Below are 13,174 nucleotides of genomic sequence, written 5' to 3' on the forward strand. Positions count from 1 at the left end.
CATTACGACGATTAGACGCATTATGTTACATAAAAATACGCTTCTTTGCGCTGGACTTAGCGCCGTTTTTTTGTTCACCCAGACCTCCGCGGCGAATGCCGCCGTGGTTGCCTCAATGAAACCTCTTGGCTTTATCGCTTCCGCTATCGCTGACGGGGTCACCGACACCCAGGTGCTGCTGCCAGATGGCGCCTCCGAGCACGACTATTCTCTGCGCCCTTCAGATGCAAAACGCTTACAGAACGCAGACTTAGTGGTGTGGATTGGCCCGGAGATGGAAGCCTTTATGGATAAGTCAACGCAAAGCATTGCGCCAAACAAAAAGGTGACGATCGCCCAGCTTGACGGCGTGAAACCGCTGCTCATGAAAGGCGCGGATGACGACGATGACCACGACGGCCACGATCACGCTGCAGGTGGAAAAAGTGACGACGATCACCATCACGGCGTATACAACATGCATCTGTGGTTATCCCCAGAGATAGCGCGGCTTTCGGCGGTTGCAATCCACGATAAATTATTGGAACTTATGCCGCAGAGTCGAGCCAAACTTGACGCTAACCTGAAGGAGTTTGAGGCAAAATTAGCCTCGACCGATAAACAGGTGAGTCACGAGCTGGCACCGCTGCAAGGAAAAGGGTATTTCGTTTTTCATGACGCCTACGGCTACTTTGAAAAACACTACGGTCTGACATCGCTTGGTCATTTCACCGTCAACCCTGAAATTCAGCCTGGTGCGCAGCGTTTACACGAAATCAGAACACAGCTGGTTGAGCAAAAAGCGACCTGCGTTTTTGCTGAGCCACAGTTCAGGCCAGCCGTTATAGAAGCTGTTGCCAGAGGTACCTCCGTGCGCATGGGAACCCTCGATCCGCTGGGTACAGGAATTAAGCTGGGTAAAGAAAGTTATCCGCAGTTCCTGAACCAGCTGGCGAACCAGTATTCGAGCTGCCTGAAAGGAGATTAACGAGGAAGTGAATACGTGCAACAGATAGCCCGCGCTGTCACTCAGGCATTTAACAATTTGCCACGACCTCACCGCGTAATGCTGGGGTCGTTGAGCGTTCTAACCTTAGCGGTCGCCGTCTGGCGGCCGTACATCTACCACCACGAATCAGCCCCTATCGTCAGAACGATTGAGCTGGAAAAAAGCGAAATCCGTTCCCTGCTGCCGGAAGCCTCTGAACCTATCGATCAGGCCGCGCAGGAGGAAGAAGCTATCCCTCAGGACGAGCTGGACGATAAGGCCGACGGCGATTCAGGTGGCCATGAGTACGTCGTATCAACCGGCGATACGCTCAGCAGCATCCTCAATCAGTACGGAATCGAAATGGGCGATATCTCCCTTTTATCGACCGCTGATAAAGAGCTGCGCAACCTTAAGATTGGCCAACAGCTCTCATGGAGCCTGACGGCGGATGGCGATCTGCAAAGCCTGACCTGGGAAATGTCCCGTCGCGAAACCCGCACCTATAATCGCGTGGGTAATGGCTTCAAGATGAGCAGCGAGCTGCAGGAAGGGGACTGGGTCAACAACGTGCTGAAAGGCACCGTTGGCGGCAGCTTCGTCTCCAGCGCGCGTAACGCGGGCCTTACCAGTACCGAAGTCAGCGCGGTTATTAAAGCCATGCAGTGGCAGATGGACTTCCGCAAGCTGAAAAAGGGCGACGAGTTCTCGGTGCTGATGTCGCGCGAAATGCTTAACGGCAAGCGGGAGCAGAGCCAGCTGCTGGGCGTGCGTTTACGTTCAGACGGCAAGGATTACTACGCCATCCGTGCCGAAGACGGCAAGTTCTACGATCGTAACGGTACCGGCCTGGCGAAGGGCTTTATGCGCTTCCCCACCGCGCGCCAGTTCCGCGTATCGTCAAACTTTAACCCGCGTCGCCTCAATCCGGTGACCGGGCGCGTCGCGCCACACCGCGGCGTAGACTTCGCGATGCCGCAGGGCACGCCGGTACTTTCCGTCGGTGACGGCGAGGTGGTGGTGGCCAAACGCAGCGGCGCGGCGGGGTACTACGTTGCCGTGCGCCACGGCCGTACCTACACCACCCGCTATATGCACCTGCGTAAGCTGCTGGTGAAACCCGGGCAGAAGGTGAAGCGCGGTGACCGCCTTGCGCTGTCGGGCAATACCGGCCGCTCTACCGGGCCACATCTGCATTATGAAGTATGGATTAACCAGCAGGCGGTCAACCCGCTGACGGCGAAACTACCGCGTACGGAAGGGCTGAGCGGTTCCGACCGCACGGATTATCTGGCGCAGGTGAAAGAAGTCATGCCGCAGCTGCGATTCGACTAACGCGCTGTTATTAAAAGCCGGTGCCAGCGCGCGCCGGCTTTTTCTTTTGTACCTTCCCCAACGTGTCGCTAAACTATAGCCTTAAGTATCTCCTTATCTTTATTCAGCACCATTTTTGCGGATCGGGCATGGAAACGAAAAAAAATAATATTGAGTTTATTCCAAAATTTGAGAAATCCTTTTTACTCCCGCGCTACTGGGGCGCGTGGCTGGGCGTTATTGCCTTTGCGGGGATTGCGCTGACGCCCCCGTCGTTCCGCGATCCGGTTCTCGGTAAGCTGGGGCGCTTTGTCGGCAGGCTGGCCAAAAGCTCGCGCCGCCGCGCGCAGATAAACCTGCTGTACTGTTTCCCGGAAAAGAGCGAGCAGGAGCGCGAAGCGATTATTGATGAGATGTACGCCTCTGCGCCTCAGGCGATGGTCATGATGGCAGAGCTGGGCCTGCGCGATCCGCAGCGCATTCTTTCCCGCGTCGACTGGCAGGGAAAAGAGATCATCGACGAGATGCAGCGTAATAACGAGAAGGTGATCTTCCTGGTGCCGCACGCCTGGGGCGTGGATATCCCGGCCATGCTGATGGCGTCCGGCGGACAAAAAATGGCGGCGATGTTCCATAATCAGGGCAATCCGGTATTCGATTACGTGTGGAATACCGTCCGCCGCCGCTTTGGCGGGCGCATGCACGCGCGCAATGACGGCATCAAGCCGTTTATCCAGTCGGTGCGTCAGGGCTACTGGGGCTACTATCTGCCCGATCAGGATCACGGCGCCGAGCACAGCGAGTTCGTGGATTTCTTTGCCACCTACAAAGCCACGCTGCCGGCTATCGGCCGCCTGATGAAGGTCTGTCGGGCGCGGGTGGTTCCGCTGTTCCCGGTCTATGATGGCAAAACCCATCGTCTGACGGTGCTGGTACGCCCGCCGATGGACGACCTGCTGGAGGCCGATGACAATACGATTGCCCGGCGGATGAACGAAGAGGTGGAAATTTTCGTCAAGCCGCATACCGAGCAGTACACCTGGATCCTCAAGCTGCTGAAGACCCGAAAACCCGGCGAAATCGAACCCTATAAGCGCAAAGAGCTCTTTCCGAAGAAAAAATAGCGCCGCCTGTCGCTCAAGGTAACGATTATTTAGCCACTGCACGCCGGCGCGTCAGTGGCTAAATTGTTTGAGCAGTGAGTCATGTTCCACAACCAGCCGATAGCGATACTCCGGCCTCCCCGTGGCGCCGTAGTGGTTGCTGGTGTGTAGAATATCGATCTGCGCCAGCCAGAGCAGATACTTGCGACAGGATACCCGGGAAATATCCAGCTGCGCCGCCAGCTCATTGGTTGAAAACTCGGCTTCAGGATGCGCGCCTATCCAGCGACACACCGTGCGCAGCGTTTCGGCGGTCAGCCCTTTTGGCAGGCGACGGCTCTCCGTGCGCTGCCGCGAAGCGTGATTGAGCAGGTCGTCAATGTCCGACTGCTGGTAACAAGAAGTGGTGTGGCGCTGGCTACGCTTGTGGCTCCAGGCGATCAGCGCCTCTTCAAAGCGGGAGAACTGGAAGGGCTTGATGAGGTAATCCACCACCCCGTAGCGCATTGCGCTCTGCACGGTGAGCGCGTCGGCGGCGGAGGTGATCATGATGACGTCAATATCATGCGCCGACCGGCGCAGCGCTGGCAGCAGGTCCAGCCCGTTTTCCTTATGCATGTAAACATCGAGCAGGATCAGGTCAATGCCCTGCGGCCGTTCGCTGATGATGCGCTGCGCTTCACTGAGGGTCGGGGCGATGCCGCAGCAGCAAAAGCCGCTAAGCCGGCTGAGAAACAGGCGGTTTAGCTCAGCGACCATCGGATCGTCATCGATAATAAGGACATTTATCACGCAGGCCTCTCTTAAGGCCGGGAGGCTATCTGCCTCCCGGATATCACATTACCAGCCGGACCCGTTTTTTCAGAACGATGAGCGTTTATAGGCGGTGTAGCGCGCCTGCCAGTAGGTTTGTTCGATGCGGGCAAGCAGCTGTTCTTCGCTGAGCTGCGGCGCCACGCCCTCCTGCTGGGCGACCTTCGCGATAGCCAGGGCAATGGCGCGCGATATCGTCTCGATCTCCGCCACCGGCGGCAGCAGCCCGCCGCTTTCCGCCGCTGCCAGCGGGGAGTGAGCGGCCAGGGTGCGGCTTGCGGCGGTGAGCATCTTTTCCGTTATCCGCTCGACCTTGCCGGCCAGCACGCCGAGCCCGAGGCCGGGGAAGATATAGGCGTTATTGCATTGGGCAATATCGTAGGTTTTACCCGCGTAAACCACCGGGGCAAAGGGGCTGCCGGTGGCGACCAGCGCGGCGCCCTCTGTCCAGGCGATCAGATCCGCTGGCTGGGCCTCGGCGCGAGAGGTTGGGTTCGAGAGCGGCATGATAATCGGGCGGGCGCAGTGCCGGTGCATCTCTTTGACAATCTCTTCGCTGAACAGACCGGGCTGCCCTGAAACGCCGATCAGTACCGTCGGATGCGCATGGCGCACAACGTCGAGCAGCGAGACGGGGCCGGTGTCGACCTCCCAGTGGGCAATGCTGTGTCGGGGGGTGACCAGCTTTTGCTGGAAATCGAGCAGCGCGGGGATCGCGTCCGTCAGCAGGCCGCAGCGATCGACCATAAATACCCGGCCGCGGGCCTCGTGCTCGGACAGCCCGTCATCGACCATCATCGCCACGATCTTTTCCGCGATACCGCAGCCCGCGGAGCCGCTGCCTAAAAAGACCACGCGCTGATCGCATAAGCGGCTGCCGGCCGCCTGGGCGGCCGCGATGAGGGTACCCGTTGTCACGGCGGCAGTACCCTGAATATCATCGTTGAAGCAGCACAGCCGATCGCGATAGCGCTGCAGGAGGCGGGTGGCGTTCTTTTGGGCAAAATCTTCGAACTGCAGCAGCACGTCAGGCCAGCGGCGCTTCACCGCTTCAATAAACATATCCATAAACTCGAGGTAGCTGTCGTCGTCGATGCGCGGGTGGCGCCAGCCCATATAGAGCGGATTGTCGATCAGCTGCGCGTTGTTGGTGCCAACGTCGAGCATGATCGGCAGGGTAGAGGCCGGATGAATACCGCCGCAGGCGGTGTAGAGCGAAAGTTTGCCAATCGGGATCCCCATCCCGCCAACGCCCTGGTCACCGAGGCCGAGAATGCGCTCGCCGTCGGTGACCACGATGACGCGGATATCGTTGCGCGAGAAGCTTTGCAGCATCTCATCAATTTGGTGGCGGTCCGGCCAGGAAATAAACAGGCCCCTGGCGCGGCGATAAATTTCCGAAAAGTGTTCACAGGCCTCGCCGACCGTCGGGGTATAGACGATCGGCAGGGTATCGGTCATATGCGTGCGCAGAACGTTATAAAACAAGGTCTCGTTAGTATCCTGAATATTGCGCAGATAGACGTGGCGTGAAATATCGCGTTTAAACTGACAAAACTGTTCCCAGGCTCTTGCCGTTTGCTCCTCAATCGTTTCCACCTTTTGCGGCAGAAAACCGTGCAGGCCAAAGGCATCGCGTTCGCCGTCGGTAAATGCCAGCCCTTTATTAAGTAACGGGTTTTCCAGTAATACGGAGCCGTTATAGGGAGTGTAAATAGTGTCCTGGTTTAACATGGGTTACTCCTGAATATATATTATGCAAAAATGCCGATCAAAAATTTATAGCTAAGTAATAGCGCAGAGACCGCCGGGCATAATTTAGGAAATTAAATAGATCATTATGCCCTCCGTCACCACGCCGAGAGCGGTGCCGATTAAAATCGATGAGGATGCTGATTCAATATAGGTATCGCTGCGCAGGGCAAACATTCCTGCGGCAATTGCGGATGGGGTGGCGCCGATAATAATAACCTGCTGCATTAGGCTATGGCTCAGGCCCAGAGCCAGCCCGGCCGCCGCCATCATTCCCGGTTGGATCAGATTTTTAATTCCAATATTGGTACATATTTGGCGATTAAACGCCGGGCGTTCGCCGTAAAATAGCAGGCCGAGGGCAAACAGGGAGAGGCCGCCGGCAATTTTACCGACCATTTCAATCGGGGAGCTCAGAAGGTGCGGCAGTTTTATTCCGGCAAGGCTTAACAGGACGCCTAATATTGGGATCCAGACAATCGGGTTTCTGACCGCCTTCATCAGGTTTTGCCATATCAGCATGACGGGGTTCAGCTCCGACCCCTGCGGCGCGGCGTTTTTATCGCCGAGGCGAATAAGGATAATCGTCAGCGGGATCATAAACACGCTGGTGATGAGATTACCGATCAGCACGCCAAGGAAGCCTTCCGGCCCGATAAGCACCGCCAGCACCGGCGCGCCAAAATAGGCCATGTCGGGGAACGAGCAGACCAGGGACTGGATCGCGCTGGTCTTGATATCGTGGCGGAACACGTAGCGTGAAAGCAGCAGGGTCAGAAAATAAGAGCCCATCAGGCCAATAACCAGCACCGCCATAAAAGTAAAGTTTTTAATTTTATCGGGGTTGGTGTTTAAGGCACCAATAAAGAGATGAAAGGGCAGGGCGAAGCGAATAACCACGGTCGCTAAAACCGTGGCATCTTCTCGACGGGTATAGCCGAGCTTGCCGCTGATCCATCCGAGCAGCATGATAAACACCAGCGGGAACAGTGATTGTAATAATAGTGAAGGCATAGGGTGTCCTGATAAAGTATGGTCTACGGCTACTGTTTTTTTAATCTAACAATCCCTCGTATGCCGCAGGGTGATAGAAATCACAGTCTGTTTTCTTTAAATACTTTTACGCCGAGGACTTTACTTACAAATATACAATGGACGGTAACCTGATGTTTTCATTAAGGGCGGTTAAAAATATCCACGGCAATAATTTTAATTACAAAAGGCCGACTTAAATTACTTAAAGTTGAGATTCAAGGTCAATCACAAAACCACCACGAAAAATGGCGCATGGCTTTTTTATGTTCAATGGCTGTGCTACTTTTTTTAGGCTCAATACGCTCGTGTACTATTTTATTCTCATTTTATTCTGGTTGAATAACATTGCTGTTATTTGTGCCCCTACATAGCTATTTATAAAAAGTCAGGTGAAAGATGGAAAATAATTCACTAAATCATCCTATTGAAAATTCACTGCCTGCCCGACCCGCGCTCAGAATTCTGGGGAATGCGGAAGTGGGGTCCGTTCCGCTGGTGCTGTTCGTCGGTATAGCGATCGTTGTGGCCGTTGCCGCCTACGCCAACGTATTGCCCAAAAATATGATCGGTGGCCTGGCGGTGATTATGACCCTGGGCTTTGCGTTTGCCAAAATCGGCCGCATGGTCCCGATACTGAAAGATATCGGTGGCCCGGCGATACTGTGTCTGATGGTGCCTTCGGCGCTGGTCTATTTCGAAATGTTTGCCCCGCACACCCTGGCGACGGTGCATCTGTTGATGAAAGAAGCCAATCTGCTTTATTTCGTTATTGCCTGCCTGGTGGTGGGCAGCATCCTGGGGATGAATCGGGTGATCCTGATTCAGGGGATGGTCAGAATGTTTGTCCCGCTGGTTGTCGGGACGGTTGTCGCCATCCTCACCGGCCTGCTGGTGGGGACGCTGTTTGGCTACAGCCTGTACCACACCTTTTTCTTTATTATCGTGCCGATCATCGGCGGAGGGATCGGCGAGGGCATTCTCCCGCTTTCGCTGGCCTATTCGGCGATCCTTGGGCAAACCCCCGACGTCTACGTTGCGCAGCTGGCTCCGGCGGCGGTCGTCGGCAACATCTTTGCGATTATTTGCGCCGGAGTACTGGCGAGGCTGGGCGTTCGTCGCCCCGAGCTGTCCGGAAGCGGGATGCTGATCCGCAGCCATGAGGATAACAGCGTCTTCACTCAGGCCCAGGGCCCGCAGCAAACCGACTTTCAGCTGATGGGCGGCGGGCTGCTGATGATTTGCGCCTTTTTCATCGTCGGCGGGCTATTGGAGAAGCTGGTGCATATTCCCGGCCCGGTGCTGATGATCCTTGCTGCCGTCATTTGTAAATATACCAAAGCGATCCCGGCGGCGATGGAGGTCGGTGCCTACAGCTGCTACAAATTTGTCTCCGCGGCGCTGGTGTGGCCGCTGATGATCGGGCTTGGGATGCTGTACGTGCCGCTGGAAAGCGTGGTCGCGGTATTCTCCGTCGGCTACGTGGTGGTGTGCGGGTCGATTGTTATCGCCATGGCGCTGAGCGGGTTCTTTATTGCCTCGCGCCTCAATATGTACCCCGTGGAAGCGGCGATCGTCACCAGCTGCCATAGCGGCCTCGGCGGGACCGGAGACGTTGCGATCCTGTCTGCCTCTAACCGAATGTCGCTGATGCCGTTTGCACAGATTGCGACCCGTATCGGCGGGGCCTCGACGGTGATTGCCGCCACGCTGCTGATGAACTGGGTGGTGTGATGCCTTTGCCCGGCGAGCGCCCGCGCACAGCCGGGATAAAAAAATACCTGCCGACGTTATGCCGGCAGGTATGTAGTACGCGGGGTCGGTAGCGCGATGGCTTATTCGACGGTCAGGATACGCGTGGTGTTGGTGCTACCGATGGTGCTCATCACGTCGCCCTGGGTGACGATAACGAGGTCGCCAGAGACCAGATAGCCTTTATCACGCAGCAGGTTTACCGCATCGTGAGCGGCGGCAACGCCATCGTTGGTGCTGTCAAAATGAACCGGCGTCACGCCGCGGTACAGCGCGGTCAGGTTGAGAGTACGCTCATGACGGGAGAGGGCAAAAATCGGCAGGCCGGAGCTGATGCGCGAGGTCATCAGCGCGGTGCGGCCGGATTCGGTCATGGTGATGATAGCGGTTACACCTTTCAGGTGGTTCGCGGCATACATCGCCGACATGGCAATCGCTTCTTCCACGTTGTCGAACTGAATGTCCAGACGGTGTTTGGAGACGTTGAGGCTAGGGATTTTTTCCGCGCCGAGGCAGACGCGGGCCATAGCAGCAACGGTTTCAGACGGATACTGGCCGGCTGCGGTTTCAGCAGAAAGCATCACCGCATCGGTGCCGTCCAGCACGGCGTTGGCTACGTCCATGACTTCTGCACGAGTCGGCATCGGGTTGGTGATCATCGACTCCATCATCTGGGTGGCGGTGATGACCGAGCGATTCAGCTGACGGGCGCGGCGGATCAGGGCCTTCTGAATACCCACCAGCTCCGGATCGCCGATCTCGACGCCCAGATCGCCACGGGCGACCATTACGACGTCGGAGGCGAGAATAACGTCGTCCATCGCGTCCTGATCGCAAACGGCTTCCGCACGTTCCACTTTCGCCACGATCTTCGCGTCGCAGCCCGCTTCACGCGCCAGGCGGCGAGCGTAGTTCAGATCTTCCCCACAGCGCGGGAAGGAGACGGCCAGATAGTCGACGCCAATTTTTGCTGCGGTGAGGATGTCGGCTTTGTCTTTTTCGGTCAGCGCTTCGGCGGAGAGGCCACCGCCCAGCTTGTTGATGCCCTTATTGTTGGACAGCGGTCCGCCGACGGTGACTTCGGTGAAGACCTTCAGACCCTGAACTTCCAGCACTTTCAGCTGAACGCGGCCATCGTCAAGCAGCAGGATATCGCCAGGCACGACGTCCGCCGGCAGCCCTTTATAGTCAATACCGACTTTTTCCTTGTCGCCTTCGCCTTTGCCAAGCTCGGCGTCCAGCAGGAATTTATCGCCGATATTGAGGAAAATTTTGCCTTCTTTGAAGGTCGATACGCGAATTTTCGGCCCCTGCAGGTCGCCGAGGATGGCCACGTGGCGGCCCAGTCTGGCCGCGATGACGCGGACTTTATCCGCGCGAATCTGATGATCTTCCGGGGTACCGTGAGAGAAGTTCATACGTACGACGTTAGCGCCTGCAGCGATAACCTTTTCCAGGTTGTTGTCGCGGTCGGTTGCCGGGCCTAAGGTGGTAACGATTTTGGTTCTGCGAAGCCTTCTGGACATGTAATACTCCGTTGACTAAAACAACTTTGGTGTTGCGTGAACATGGAATCGGTCGTGCCAGCCGGTAAAATTGCTATGCTGAAACGTAACCGAAGGTGTAATGGGTCACTACTTATTATCTGGTTTTATGGGTTGTCGCTGTGTACGGGCAGTTCTTTATCAAAACGCGATTCTTTCAACGCTTCCTTGACCCTCTTCAAGTTATCTCTGAATTTTGCGCCGCGGCGCAGGGTAAAGCCGGTAGCCAGCACGTCGATGAGGGTCAGCTGGGCGAGGCGCGAGACCATCGGCATATAAATATCGGTATCTTCGGGAACATCAAGCGTAATGGAGAGCGTTGCTTCGCGCGCCAGCGGCGTTCCCGCCGAGGTGATTGCGATAACCATGGCATCGTTTTCACGGGCCAGCTGCGCCAGCTCAACCTGACTTTTCGTTCTGCCGGTGTGGGAAATTATCACCACCACGTCATCATCATTGCAGTTCATACAGCTCATGCGTTGCAGGACAATGTCATCGGAGTAGATAACCGGCACGTTGAAGCGAAAAAATTTATTCATCGCGTCATGGGCCACGGCGGCCGAGGAGCCGAGGCCGAAGAAGGCGATTTTTTTCGCCTGGGTTAAAAGATCGACGGCACGATTAACCGCGGACATATCGAGAGAATGGTGGACCTGATCTAAACTGGCCATCGCGGACTCGAAAATTTTTCCGGTGTAAGACTCTACGCTGTCGTCTTCATCGACATTGCGGTTAACATAGAGGGTGCCGTGCGCCAGACTTTGCGCCAGATGCAGTTTAAAATCAGGGAAGCCGCGGGTTTCAAGGCTGCGGCAAAAGCGGTTGACGGTGGGTTCACTGACGCCGGCTTCCAGGGCGAGCGCGGCAATGCTTGAGTGGATGGCCTGCGCGGGCTCCGCAAGAATGACCTCGGCCACTTTGCGTTCGGATTTGCTAAGGTGTTCCAGCCGGGACTGAATTTTTTCCAGCATATTCATGGTAACAAGGCGCTCATCAATGGAAGCGATTTCATTAATGGGTGAAATCATCAGGCGTTTTAGCAAGAATATACCCCTCCGCAATCGTCAGCGGGGAGGAATGACCTAAAAAAATGTTGTTTTTTTTCATTACATGATCAGAGTCGTATTTTATTAACTGATAACCGGTCGAAACAACGAACAATATTAGCCGTCTGCCCAAATTGTCGCCTGAAGTTTTCTCCTCGTGCGGTTTAGCGCCTGGAAAGGGGGGCCGAGGCTTTCGGGAAAATCGTAAACACAGTACAGTGCAGTGTAAGAAAATTACAAATTATAGCCTGGCATAAGCACCAGACTATCAACTGAGGAGAATGACATGGCGGTAACGCAAACGGCCCAGGCATGCGATCTGGTCATTTTCGGCGCGAAGGGTGACCTGGCGCGTCGTAAATTGTTGCCTTCCCTGTATCAGCTTGAGAAGGCTGGCCAGATCAACCCGGATACCCGCATCATCGGGGTCGGACGCGCTGACTGGGATAAAGATGCTTACACCAAGGTAGTTCGTGAAGCGCTGGAAACCTTCATGAAGGAAAAGATTGATGAAGCGCTGTGGGATACCCTGAGCGGGCGCCTGGAGTTCTGCAATCTTGATGTTAACGACACCAAAGCTTTTACCCGTCTGGGCAAAATGCTCGACCAGAAAAATCGCGTCACCATCAACTACTTTGCCATGCCGCCAAGCACCTTTGGCGCCATCTGCAAAGGCCTTGGCGAAGCGAAGCTGAACGCTAAGCCGGCGCGCGTGGTGATGGAAAAACCGCTGGGAACCTCTCTTGACACCTCCCGCGAGATCAACGACCAGGTCGGTGAATTCTTTGAAGAGTGCCAGGTTTATCGTATCGACCACTATCTCGGTAAAGAAACGGTCCTCAACCTGCTGGCGCTGCGCTTCGCCAACTCCCTGTTCGTCAATAACTGGGACTGCCGCACCATCGATCACGTTGAGATAACCGTAGCGGAAGAGGTGGGTATTGAAGGACGCTGGGGCTACTTCGATCAGGCCGGGCAGATGCGCGACATGATCCAGAACCACCTGCTGCAGATCCTGTGCATGATAGCCATGTCCCCGCCGTCGGACCTCAGCGCAGATAGCATCCGCGATGAGAAAGTTAAGGTCCTGAAGTCGCTGCGTCGTATCGATCGCGCCAACGTGCGTGAGAAAACGGTACGCGGCCAGTACACCGCGGGCTTTGCACAGGGTAAAAAAGTGCCGGGCTACCTTGAAGAAGAGGGCGCGAACAAATCCAGCAATACCGAAACCTTCGTGGCGATCCGCGTTGATATCGACAACTGGCGCTGGGCCGGCGTACCGTTCTACCTGCGTACCGGTAAACGTCTGCCAACCAAATGCTCTGAAGTCGTGGTTTACTTCAAGACGCCGGAGCTGAACCTGTTCAAAGAGAACTGGCAGGAGCTGCCGCAGAACAAGCTGACCATTCGCCTGCAGCCGGATGAAGGCGTCGATATCCAGGTGCTCAACAAAGTGCCGGGCCTTGACCACAAGCATAATCTGCAGATCACCAAGCTGGATCTGAGCTACTCGGAAACCTTCAATCAAACGCACCTCGCCGACGCCTACGAGCGTCTGCTGCTGGAAACCATGCGTGGGATCCAGGCGCTGTTCGTGCGCCGGGATGAGGTGGAAGAGGCGTGGAAGTGGGTTGACTCCATTACCGAAGCCTGGGCCGCCGACCGCGATGCGCCGAAGCCTTATCAGGCGGGGACCTGGGGACCGGTTGCCTCGGTGGCGATGATCACCCGTGACGGGCGTTCGTGGAACGAATTCGAGTAAGCGCTCGTTATCCGGAGGTGTTATTTTACCGGTAACATGATCTGACGCAGAAAGTCGCATAATTTATAATCTTTTAAGCTCCGGGAGGA

At 55.8% G+C, this 13,174-nt stretch carries 9 protein-coding genes and 1 pseudogene; 5 read left to right on the plus strand and 5 right to left on the minus strand.

The window, feature by feature from the left end:
- The first annotated feature begins 22 nt into the window (after window positions 1-22).
- From znuA to lpxM, 3 genes are all read left to right on the plus strand, one after another.
- Entirely contained in the window at window positions 23-967 is a 945-nt protein-coding gene (gene znuA, locus RTE01_RS09515; protein WP_041146235.1) for a zinc ABC transporter substrate-binding protein ZnuA, read from the plus strand.
- A 15-nt stretch (window positions 968-982) separates the two neighbouring features.
- Window positions 983-2,302, plus strand: coding sequence for a murein DD-endopeptidase MepM (gene mepM, locus RTE01_RS09520; protein WP_141334940.1), 1,320 nt, complete (start codon window positions 983-985; stop codon window positions 2,300-2,302).
- 128 nt (window positions 2,303-2,430) lie between these two features.
- The gene (gene lpxM / locus RTE01_RS09525; RefSeq protein WP_041146233.1) at window positions 2,431-3,405 is read left to right on the plus strand and encodes a lauroyl-Kdo(2)-lipid IV(A) myristoyltransferase; all 975 of its coding nucleotides are present in this window, start codon (window positions 2,431-2,433) and stop codon (window positions 3,403-3,405) included.
- A gap of 51 nt (window positions 3,406-3,456) precedes the next feature.
- Here lpxM and dcuR read toward each other — a convergent pair whose 3' ends face one another.
- From dcuR to RTE01_RS09540, 3 genes are all read right to left on the minus strand, one after another.
- Entirely contained in the window at window positions 3,457-4,176 is a 720-nt protein-coding gene (gene dcuR / locus RTE01_RS09530; protein WP_134526721.1) for a two-component system response regulator DcuR, read from the minus strand.
- 69 nt (window positions 4,177-4,245) lie between these two features.
- Complete coding sequence (locus RTE01_RS09535) at window positions 4,246-5,931, minus strand: NAD-dependent malic enzyme (RefSeq protein WP_134526718.1); 1,686 nt, start codon at window positions 5,929-5,931, stop codon at window positions 4,246-4,248.
- Window positions 5,932-6,015: 84 nt separating this feature from the next.
- Window positions 6,016-6,963, minus strand: coding sequence for an AEC family transporter (locus RTE01_RS09540; protein ID WP_134526715.1), 948 nt, complete (start codon window positions 6,961-6,963; stop codon window positions 6,016-6,018).
- A gap of 417 nt (window positions 6,964-7,380) precedes the next feature.
- Between RTE01_RS09540 and RTE01_RS09545 the strand changes: the two genes are divergently transcribed.
- Window positions 7,381-8,715: a 2-hydroxycarboxylate transporter family protein gene (locus RTE01_RS09545; protein ID WP_041146229.1), complete on the plus strand. Its 1,335-nt coding sequence runs from the start codon at window positions 7,381-7,383 to the stop codon at window positions 8,713-8,715.
- Window positions 8,716-8,816: 101 nt separating this feature from the next.
- Here RTE01_RS09545 and pyk read toward each other — a convergent pair whose 3' ends face one another.
- Window positions 8,817-10,259 carry a pyruvate kinase gene (pyk, locus tag RTE01_RS09550; RefSeq protein ID WP_041146228.1) on the minus strand — a complete coding sequence of 481 codons (1,443 nt, stop codon included), beginning with the start codon at window positions 10,257-10,259 and terminating at the stop codon, window positions 8,817-8,819.
- A gap of 125 nt (window positions 10,260-10,384) precedes the next feature.
- Window positions 10,385-11,289 (minus strand): annotated as a pseudogene (locus RTE01_RS09555) (MurR/RpiR family transcriptional regulator).
- A 320-nt stretch (window positions 11,290-11,609) separates the two neighbouring features.
- On the opposite strand from RTE01_RS09555, the gene zwf reads away from it, so the two are divergent.
- Window positions 11,610-13,085 carry a glucose-6-phosphate dehydrogenase gene (gene zwf / locus RTE01_RS09565; protein ID WP_041146227.1) on the plus strand — a complete coding sequence of 492 codons (1,476 nt, stop codon included), beginning with the start codon at window positions 11,610-11,612 and terminating at the stop codon, window positions 13,083-13,085.
- Window positions 13,086-13,174 lie beyond the last annotated feature (89 nt).

It is taken from the genome of Klebsiella terrigena (genome assembly GCF_006539725.1).
GTDB classification, from domain to species: Bacteria; Pseudomonadota; Gammaproteobacteria; order Enterobacterales; family Enterobacteriaceae; genus Klebsiella; species Klebsiella terrigena.

Bases quoted from the DNA above. Each gene is read 5' to 3' on its own strand.
- znuA (WP_041146235.1), top strand. From the start codon at position 23: ATGTTACATAAAAATACGCTTCTTTGCGCTGGACTTAGCGCCGTTTTT.
- lpxM (WP_041146233.1), top strand. From the start codon at position 2,431: ATGGAAACGAAAAAAAATAATATTGAGTTTATTCCAAAATTTGAGAAA.
- RTE01_RS09535 (WP_134526718.1), bottom strand. From the start codon at position 5,931: ATGTTAAACCAGGACACTATTTACACTCCCTATAACGGCTCCGTATTA.
- RTE01_RS09540 (WP_134526715.1), bottom strand. From the start codon at position 6,963: ATGCCTTCACTATTATTACAATCACTGTTCCCGCTGGTGTTTATCATG.
- RTE01_RS09545 (WP_041146229.1), top strand. From the start codon at position 7,381: ATGGAAAATAATTCACTAAATCATCCTATTGAAAATTCACTGCCTGCC.
- pyk (WP_041146228.1), bottom strand. From the start codon at position 10,259: ATGTCCAGAAGGCTTCGCAGAACCAAAATCGTTACCACCTTAGGCCCG.
- zwf (WP_041146227.1), top strand. From the start codon at position 11,610: ATGGCGGTAACGCAAACGGCCCAGGCATGCGATCTGGTCATTTTCGGC.